This is a genomic window from Chloroflexota bacterium (assembly GCA_020161265.1).
In the GTDB taxonomy this organism is placed as follows: domain Bacteria; phylum Chloroflexota; class Chloroflexia; order Chloroflexales; family Herpetosiphonaceae; genus Herpetosiphon.
This window is the reverse complement of sequence record JAIUOC010000007.1, coordinates 404,019-411,792: the sequence shown is the minus strand read 5'-3', so window position 1 is coordinate 411,792 and position 7,774 is coordinate 404,019. Positions and strand designations below refer to the sequence as shown.

General features: G+C 47.0%; 7 protein-coding genes. All 7 read left to right on the top strand.

Annotated elements, in window-relative coordinates:
• Nucleotides 1-1,249: pentapeptide repeat-containing protein (locus LCH85_17695; GenBank protein ID MCA0353831.1), on the top strand; the 1,249-nt coding region annotated here is incomplete at its 5' end.
• Between the two features lie 2 nt (nucleotides 1,250-1,251).
• Entirely contained in the window at nucleotides 1,252-2,088 is an 837-nt protein-coding gene (locus tag LCH85_17690) for a hypothetical protein (protein MCA0353830.1), read from the top strand.
• Nucleotides 2,085-3,236 (top strand): WXG100 family type VII secretion target, encoded by a 1,152-nt coding sequence (locus LCH85_17685; protein MCA0353829.1) that lies wholly within the window; start codon nucleotides 2,085-2,087, stop codon nucleotides 3,234-3,236. Before LCH85_17690 ends, LCH85_17685 begins: the two co-directional genes overlap by 4 nt.
• Nucleotides 3,237-3,558: 322 nt before the next feature.
• Nucleotides 3,559-3,951 carry a VOC family protein gene (locus LCH85_17680; protein MCA0353828.1) on the top strand — a complete coding sequence of 131 codons (393 nt, stop codon included), beginning with the start codon at nucleotides 3,559-3,561 and terminating at the stop codon, nucleotides 3,949-3,951.
• A gap of 159 nt (nucleotides 3,952-4,110) precedes the next feature.
• Nucleotides 4,111-5,748: a transporter gene (locus LCH85_17675; protein MCA0353827.1), complete on the top strand. Its 1,638-nt coding sequence runs from the start codon at nucleotides 4,111-4,113 to the stop codon at nucleotides 5,746-5,748.
• A gap of 159 nt (nucleotides 5,749-5,907) precedes the next feature.
• The gene (locus LCH85_17670) at nucleotides 5,908-6,771 is read left to right on the top strand and encodes an STM4015 family protein (GenBank protein ID MCA0353826.1); all 864 of its coding nucleotides are present in this window, start codon (nucleotides 5,908-5,910) and stop codon (nucleotides 6,769-6,771) included.
• 41 nt (nucleotides 6,772-6,812) lie between these two features.
• Nucleotides 6,813-7,754 (top strand): STM4015 family protein, encoded by a 942-nt coding sequence (locus tag LCH85_17665; protein MCA0353825.1) that lies wholly within the window; start codon nucleotides 6,813-6,815, stop codon nucleotides 7,752-7,754.
• Nucleotides 7,755-7,774 lie beyond the last annotated feature (20 nt).

Below are 7,774 nucleotides of genomic sequence, written 5' to 3'. Positions count from 1 at the left end.
GTTTGAAGATGTCCTGACCACCTTTGACCCACGGGTCTATGCCCTCAGCGATACTGCCGCCGATTGGGTCACCAAACTCGAAGCCTTTGCTCAACGGCTAGAGGCGGCTGATACGAGTTTTCCCGTAGTTACGTTTGGTTCTCCACAGCAACAACTGAAGCCGCCACCGCCGCGAATTTACATTATCAATGGGATTAATAGCGAAACTGCCGATGGCAAGCCAGATGGTAATGCCTCTAATTTGGAGCAAAAGTTTGAAGATCTTAAGTATCCAAGTGATGATGTAGTAGCAGTTGATGCAGTCTATAACACAAATTTACAACAGTATACCAAAGATCTTAAGGGCACCGATTTTGAAGGTACTGACTTCGACGGAACAAACTTTGAAGGAAGCCATCTCAAAGGCACCCAATTTTCAGAAGACCAAGGTGGTGGACCGCTTGGATTTGGCCGAAGAATGATGGTCAAGGGGATTAATGCCGCATCAGGGTTTGGTGCAAACAGCATTAATGGGGTTACCTCATTTACTGCATGGTCGGCCAATACCGTGACTGATCTAGGAGCCTCTGGCATTAATACTGTGACTGATCTAGGAGCCTCTGGCATTAATGCTACTACCGATAGGGGCGTAAAACTGCTACATGGTTCGGCTGGTGTTGCGAATACCTTAGTTGGTGCAACTGAGGTTGCCTTGGAATATCGTAATGGAGAAAATGGCCGCTATACTCAAGAGGTCTATAAATATATTCTGAATGATCAGAAGACCCTTGAGCCAGGCCAAAAGGTAATTCTGATTGGGCATAGCGGTGGCGGTGCTCTTGCCACCAACCTGAGCCAGATGTTAGAACGTGATGGGATTGATGTGCAGGGGGTTGTGCCATTAGGTTCACCGATTGCCAATAACGATCTGGCCAGTCAATATGCCAAAGTTACCGATATTACCGATAAAGGTGACCCAATCGGCCAACGCTGGGTTCGTTCAGAAGAATCACGCAAAACGATTATTCCAGCTGCGATCCACAGTATTGCCAACCCTGGATCACTTTTGCCGAATTTTGCACTTTTTGAAGGTAATGATCTTATTAATCGCGATAGCAATGCAAATATTGTCAATCGCTGGACAACGAGTGGGTTATCGGGCACAGATGCTCATGGCTCTTTATTAAACGGTAATACCGATCAAGTTATCAATATTATTCGTCGAGAATACCCCGAAATTGATCGATATATTAAGCAGAAAGGTCATTAATCATGAAAACGAACGTATTTGATCAACAAGAATATGCAGTTTTACTTTCGCGTGAAGAATTCTTGCTGATTGTCAAATTGCTTAACGGTGAGTATCTGCTTGGTTTAGAGCGCGATCCCCTGCTTACGTTAACTCCAGAACAACAAGGAATTGCATTAATTGTTGCTGAACGGGCATTACGGGCGCGTGATTTGGCAAAAATTAGTGAGGATGGAAATTTATTGATCAATGAAATTGTTTTGCATTTAGCAGCAACATGTGCATTTGCTGAACAAACGATGTTTGTTTCATTGGCCAAACCTGATGATACAACAGATCAAGCGTTTGCTCATCGTTTTGAAGATCGAATTGTCGTGCATAGTCAACCAGATGCAGCCTTACATTATTTACAGTCGATTCAAAATGTAGCGCAATTAGTTGATCGAACATTAGGATTTTTAAAGCTCAATCAGCTTAATGAAGTCACCACAGCGGAATCAATTATTTTAGAAAAGTCGGTTATTGAAACAGCTTTAGCCGCAGGCAAAACCAAATCAGCGGAGGAGGTTAGCATGCTTTTACGCGACTATGGCGTTGAATCAGCCAATGCAATTCAGCTGGCGAACGTCGTTGCGGGCCAACCATCGATCAGTACCCTCTATATTGCTCAGTTGGTCGAGAATGAGAAAGTGGTGAGCTATGATTATACCGTGATTGCGACAACTGCTGCCGCATGGCTCATGACTGCCACCACCGATCAGCAACAGTTTCGTTTGCAGCCAGCCAACACGCAACAACTTCGCTCACTGTGGCTTGAAGCGTTTGAACGCAAAATTTCACTAGAAAGTGAGTATCGATGAGCTATCGAATCCAAGCCGATGTGGAGCAACTGCGCATCACTGCCGCCGCTTTGCGTGAGTTTAACGATGTGCTGCATAATCATCACCAAAGCATGCTCGGCAAAGCGCAGGCGTTTTTAAGCGATCTCTTTCGTGGCGATTTTCAAGCCATGTTTGAAGATGTCCTGACCACCTTTGACCCACGGGTCTATGCCCTCAGCGATACTGCCGCCGATTGGGTCACCAAACTCGAAGCCTTTGCTCAACGGCTTGAGGCAGCTGATGCGAGTTTTGGCTCACAAAGCGATAAATACCCCAACTGGATTGATAAACTATTGGGGCCAAAAGAGGCTCGTGTTATTGTAGAGCCTGAAATCGCCTTACGTAAGTTGTACGATCAAGAGATTGATCTGTTGGAATCAACCATTGCTAATCGCCAACAAGAATTGCGCAACAATAACCTACCTGTTACCAATAGAGTCGATACTGATGTGTATTCACCACGGGCAACCTTAGGCACAATTCTGCTTAATCCCAGAAATTTTGCAACAATTGAAGCGATTGCCAAACGCTATAATATTCCGCCTGATCTTCTGATGGGAGTTGTTGCCTCAGAGATGGACTTTGATCATGATGGTGGTGATCAATTCCAAGATTTTTTGGGTAGACGTGGAGTTAAAGCCGGTCAAGGGCAAGGCATTGCTAGCGTTCACTCGGATGCATTAGCCTATGCTAAACAATATTTGATTGATCATAAACTTGATGGCTATGAGGCTGCCAAACATCATTCAACAAGTGCTCAAAACCTTGCTAGTTTTGATGGTTCGGTTGAAAGCGCGGCGATTGTTACCAAGGCCCTGCTACATCATAAAGGCACGGTGGAATCGGTTGATGACAATGCAACAATTTGGGGAGCCTATCGTAACGGAGTCAAAGATTTCTCTCCGCCACAATCGAAGCCCTATGGTTATAACTCACAAGCTGATTTTCAGGATAATCGGGCAACTGCATCTGATAGCTTGCCTGAACAGCTCAAGATGGGCAAAAATGCCTATATGTCACAACCCTATTTTGAGTTCTTTCAAAAAGCAGTTCGCCTAAAAAAAGCCGCCGAAGAACGTAATCAATATATTTATGATCATCCCTATGTTGATGATCATCGTGTTTAAACGATAAATATTATGGGAGGAAATTCTATTATTGAGGCATAGTATATAAAACTTGGTTGTCGAAAATTGGGGTTTAACGCAGAGTCGCAGAGGAGACGAGCCTATACGCTGTGGACTGGAGGAAGATCGATCTGAGCTAGGCTAAAAAATAGATATTCGGGCAATTTTATGCAATCTGGGGCTAACAACAGCCCTCGTGTTCTTCGCATGCTTCGCGGTTTCGATCCTTCGCCGATTAAGGGGCTGATTGACATGGCTCAACGGAATCGTTATGATATTTCAGTACAAGCTTGCTTGGACTAGCCTCGCTGAGGCAGAAAGGATGTGTAACCCATTGTCAGTTCAATTCAATCACCTGTTGATTTTCGCTAACGACAAGTACGAATCGGCCTCATTCCTTACCTCGATCCTTGGTCTCCCCGAACCGATCCCTGCTGGTTTTTTCTTAGCCGTCGAAATGGAAAATAATGTGATTTTGCATTTTGGCGAGCCAAAGATTCCGATTTTGAGCCAACATTATGCCTTTTTGGTCAGCGATGCGGTATTTGATGCCAGTTTAGAGCGGCTTAAAGCCCGCAATATTCCCTTTTGGGCCGACCCACGCCAGCAACGGCTTGGTGAAATTAATGATGAAAATAATGGGCGTGGCTTCTACTTTTTCGATCCATCAGGCCATGGGCTTGAATTAATCACCCATCCCTATATTTGGGAATAAACTTGTTTGAATTGGATTCCATGATTGTGATTGATTTCTTGTTATCAAATTCACAATAATCGTAGCGAGGCTGCAACCGTGCAAAGTGGATAGCTCGGCTATGCTAAGATGGCATCGAGAGAAACAGCCTGATCGGCTGTACGCTGCGAAAGGAACATTATGTTGGACTTGCTAGCGTCGAATCCACTATTGCTGCTGTTTGTAGTTGCAGCAATCGGCTATCCTCTAGGGCAATTGAATCTCGGCGGTGTACGCCTCGGCGTTGCCGCCGTTTTGTTTGTGGGCTTGGCAATTGGCTCGCTCGACGAGCGCCTAAAACTGCCTGAAGTGCTGTATCAATTTGGCTTGGTGATGTTTGTTTACACCGTCGGGTTGAGCAGCGGCCATCAGTTTTTTCGCTCGTGGAAGAGCAAAGGCTTACGCGATAATCTCTTTATTGGTGGGATGATCGTTGTTGCCTATTTGTTTGCAATTCTGGCCCATTCTTTCTTTAGCATCAAACCAACGTTGACCGTTGGCCTGTTTACTGGCACAATCACCAACACGCCAGCGCTGGCTGCGGCCATTGAATATTTGAAATCGGTCTTGCCTGAGCAAGAATTAGCCGCTGTGGTCAATGATCCAGTTGTGGGCTATTCGATTGCCTATCCCATGGGTGTTGTGGCGATGATGTTGGCAATTGTTTTTGTCCAACGTTTGTGGCGTATCGATTATGTTAAAGAATTAGCCTCACGCCACGATTTAGCTGGCAATCATCACGATATTACCAGCCGCACAGTTGAAATTACCAATCCTGAAGTCACTAATCTATCAGTCCAGGCCTTGATTGCCAAACATCATTGGCCCATGGTTTTTGGGCGCTATCGCCGCGATGGCCATGTAGCGGTCACCACGGGCGCAACCCAATTTATGCTTGGCGATCATGTGAGCATTGTTGGGGCCAGCGAAGTGCTCGAAAAAGCCCTAGCCGTGCTTGGCAAAGAAACCGAAGATATTTCCAATGATCGCCGCGATCTTGATTATCGCCGCATGTTCGTCTCTAACCCCAAAATTGTTGGGATTCGGCTGGAGCAACTCAATTTGCCCCAAGTCTTGGGGGCCACAATTACCCGGGTGCGCCGTGGCGATGTAGAAATGTTGCCAACTGCCGATACCCGCTTGGAGCTTGGCGATCGGGTGCGGGTGATTGCGCGGCGTGCTGATATTCCTCAAGTGAGCCGTTTTTTTGGCGATTCGTATCGCGCCTTGAGCGAAGTTGATATTCTGACCTTCACGTTGGGCTTAGTCTTAGGCTTGATTGTGGGTTCGTTGGTGCTGCCATTACCTGGCGGCGTGAGCATCAAACTTGGTTTTGCCGGTGGTCCATTGGTGGTTTCGTTGATTTTGGGCGCACTCGACCGTACTGGCCCATTGGTTTGGAACATGCCCTATAGCACCAACCTAACCCTGCGCCAAATTGGGATTGTGATGTTCTTGGCGGGAGTTGGCACACGCGCGGGCTACGATTTCGTCAAATTCTTATTTAGCAGCAATGGCTTGCTCTTGTTTGGGGTTGGCGCAGCGATTACCTTTAGCATCGCTATGTTGATTTTGACGATTGGCTACAAAGTGCTGAAAATTCCAATGGGCATTTTGACGGGGATGTTGGCGGGCTTTCAAACCCAGCCCGCCTTGCTCAGTTTTGCCCTGCAACAAAGCAACAATGAGTTGCCAAATCAAGGCTATGCTGCGGTCTACCCATTAGCATTAATTATCAAAATCATTCTTGCCCAACTCATGCTCATTCAACTTTTATGACATTAGTTGTCACAAACCAACGTATGCTTATGGCAGGCCGATTGAGGTCTGCCATTACTATTTGGGGTTTGTATGATCTTTTCATGGATGAACCACTACGATGAATTGGCCGTAAGCAATTCAGATGGATGGGAGCACTTTAGGCCAGATGAGTATCTTATGCGCTTTTATGTCGAAGATGACGACCCAGATCCATGGCATGTTTTTTTCAATGATTGGCTAACAGGTGAAGATCCAGCTTACACCACGGGCATCGTGCTTGATCGCTGGTGGCATTGGGATGATCCAGCTGAGCGAGTGAGTGCTGACTATGTTTTAGCCCATGTTGCTAACGCACGTGAACGCTTGCCACTGCTGAGAGCGCTGTTTGTGGGCAATGTTACTGATAAAAAATGGGATATTTCGTGGATTAGGCAAGGCAATTATGCGCCAGTTTTGGCAGCCTATCCCCAGCTTGAATCGTTGGTGATTCGCGGTGGCGCTGGTTTAAGCTTTGGTGCAGTTCAACATCAGCAACTCAAAACCTTGGTTGTGCAAACCGCTGGCTTACCAGCCCAAGCCGTGCGCGAGCTTGCTGCCGCCGATTTTCCAGCGCTTGAACACTTGGAACTATGGTTGGGCTGCGCCTACCATGGGGGCGATTCGACGATTGCTGATTTGCAGCCGATTTTGAATGGCACAGGCTTGCCAAATTTAACAACCTTGGCCTTACGCAATTGTGAATATGCCGACGATCTTGCCCAAGCCCTTGCCCATGCCCCAATCCTTGAGCGGATCAAAGTTCTCGATCTATCGCTGGGCAATTTGAGTGATGTTGGAGCTGAAGCCTTATTTGCCAGCCCAGCAATTCGCAAACTCAACATGATCGTGCTGCACTACCACTATCTGAGTGATGCCATGCTTGATTGCTGGTCGGCAATTGAGCTTGCCGTTGAGGTTAGCTGTCAACAAGCCGTTGCAGACCCCGGAGATGGTGAAGACGAAGAACCACGCGAGATCGCGATTCGTGAATACTTAGCCTAGTTTGGATGCCAGTAGTTATTACCCAAAGAAAGAGGTAGAGTATGGTGTTTGATTGGATCGGTTACTTCGGCGACTCGACCATTGCTAACTGGGATGGACAAGAACAATTTGAATCGATTGGGCATCCTGTGCGGCTGCATTTGGAATACGACTATGAAGCCAAAACAGCACCTCAACCATGGGCAGATTATTTTAATGCCTGGCTCGCCACTGATGAGCCAGCCAAAACCACGGGCTTGGTGATTGGCCGCTGGTGGCACGAGCAAGTTGATCCTGGCGATATTGATACGGTTTTAGCCAGCATCAGCGCTGCGCGTGAACAGTTGCCCTTGCTCAAAGCCTTGTTCGTTGGCGACTTTACCTACGAAGAATGGGAAATTTCATGGATTACCCAAGGCAATTATGCCCCAGTTTTGGCAGCCTTCCCACAACTTGAATATTTGGTGATTCGCGGTGGCTCAAACCTCAGTTTTGGCGCAGTTCAGCATCAACAGCTCAAGGCCTTGGTGATTCAGACTGGCGGTTTGGCAGCGCAAGTTGTGCGCGATGTTGTTGCTGCTGATTTTCCAGCACTTGAACATTTGGAGCTATGGCTGGGCTGCGATTACTATGGCGGCGATTCGACGGTGGCCGATTTACAACCAATCTTGAATGCTGAATGTTTTCCAAATTTAGAAGTTTTGGGCTTGCGCGATTGTGAATATGCCGATGATCTAGCTCAAGCACTGGTCGATGCCCCGATTCTTGAGCAGATTAGCTATCTCGACCTTTCGCTGGGCAACTTGAGCGACGTGGGAGCCGAAGCCTTATTCGCCAGTGAAGCTATTCGCAATCTGTATTTTCTTGATTTGCATCATCACTATATGAGCAATGAACTGCTTGATTGTTGGGCGACGATTGGGCTGAATGTCGATGTGAGTGAGCAAGAAACCCCCCAAGAAGATGGGGGCGAGGAACATCGTTATGCTGCGGTGACCGAATAACTGTCAAGATCCAGGGATGG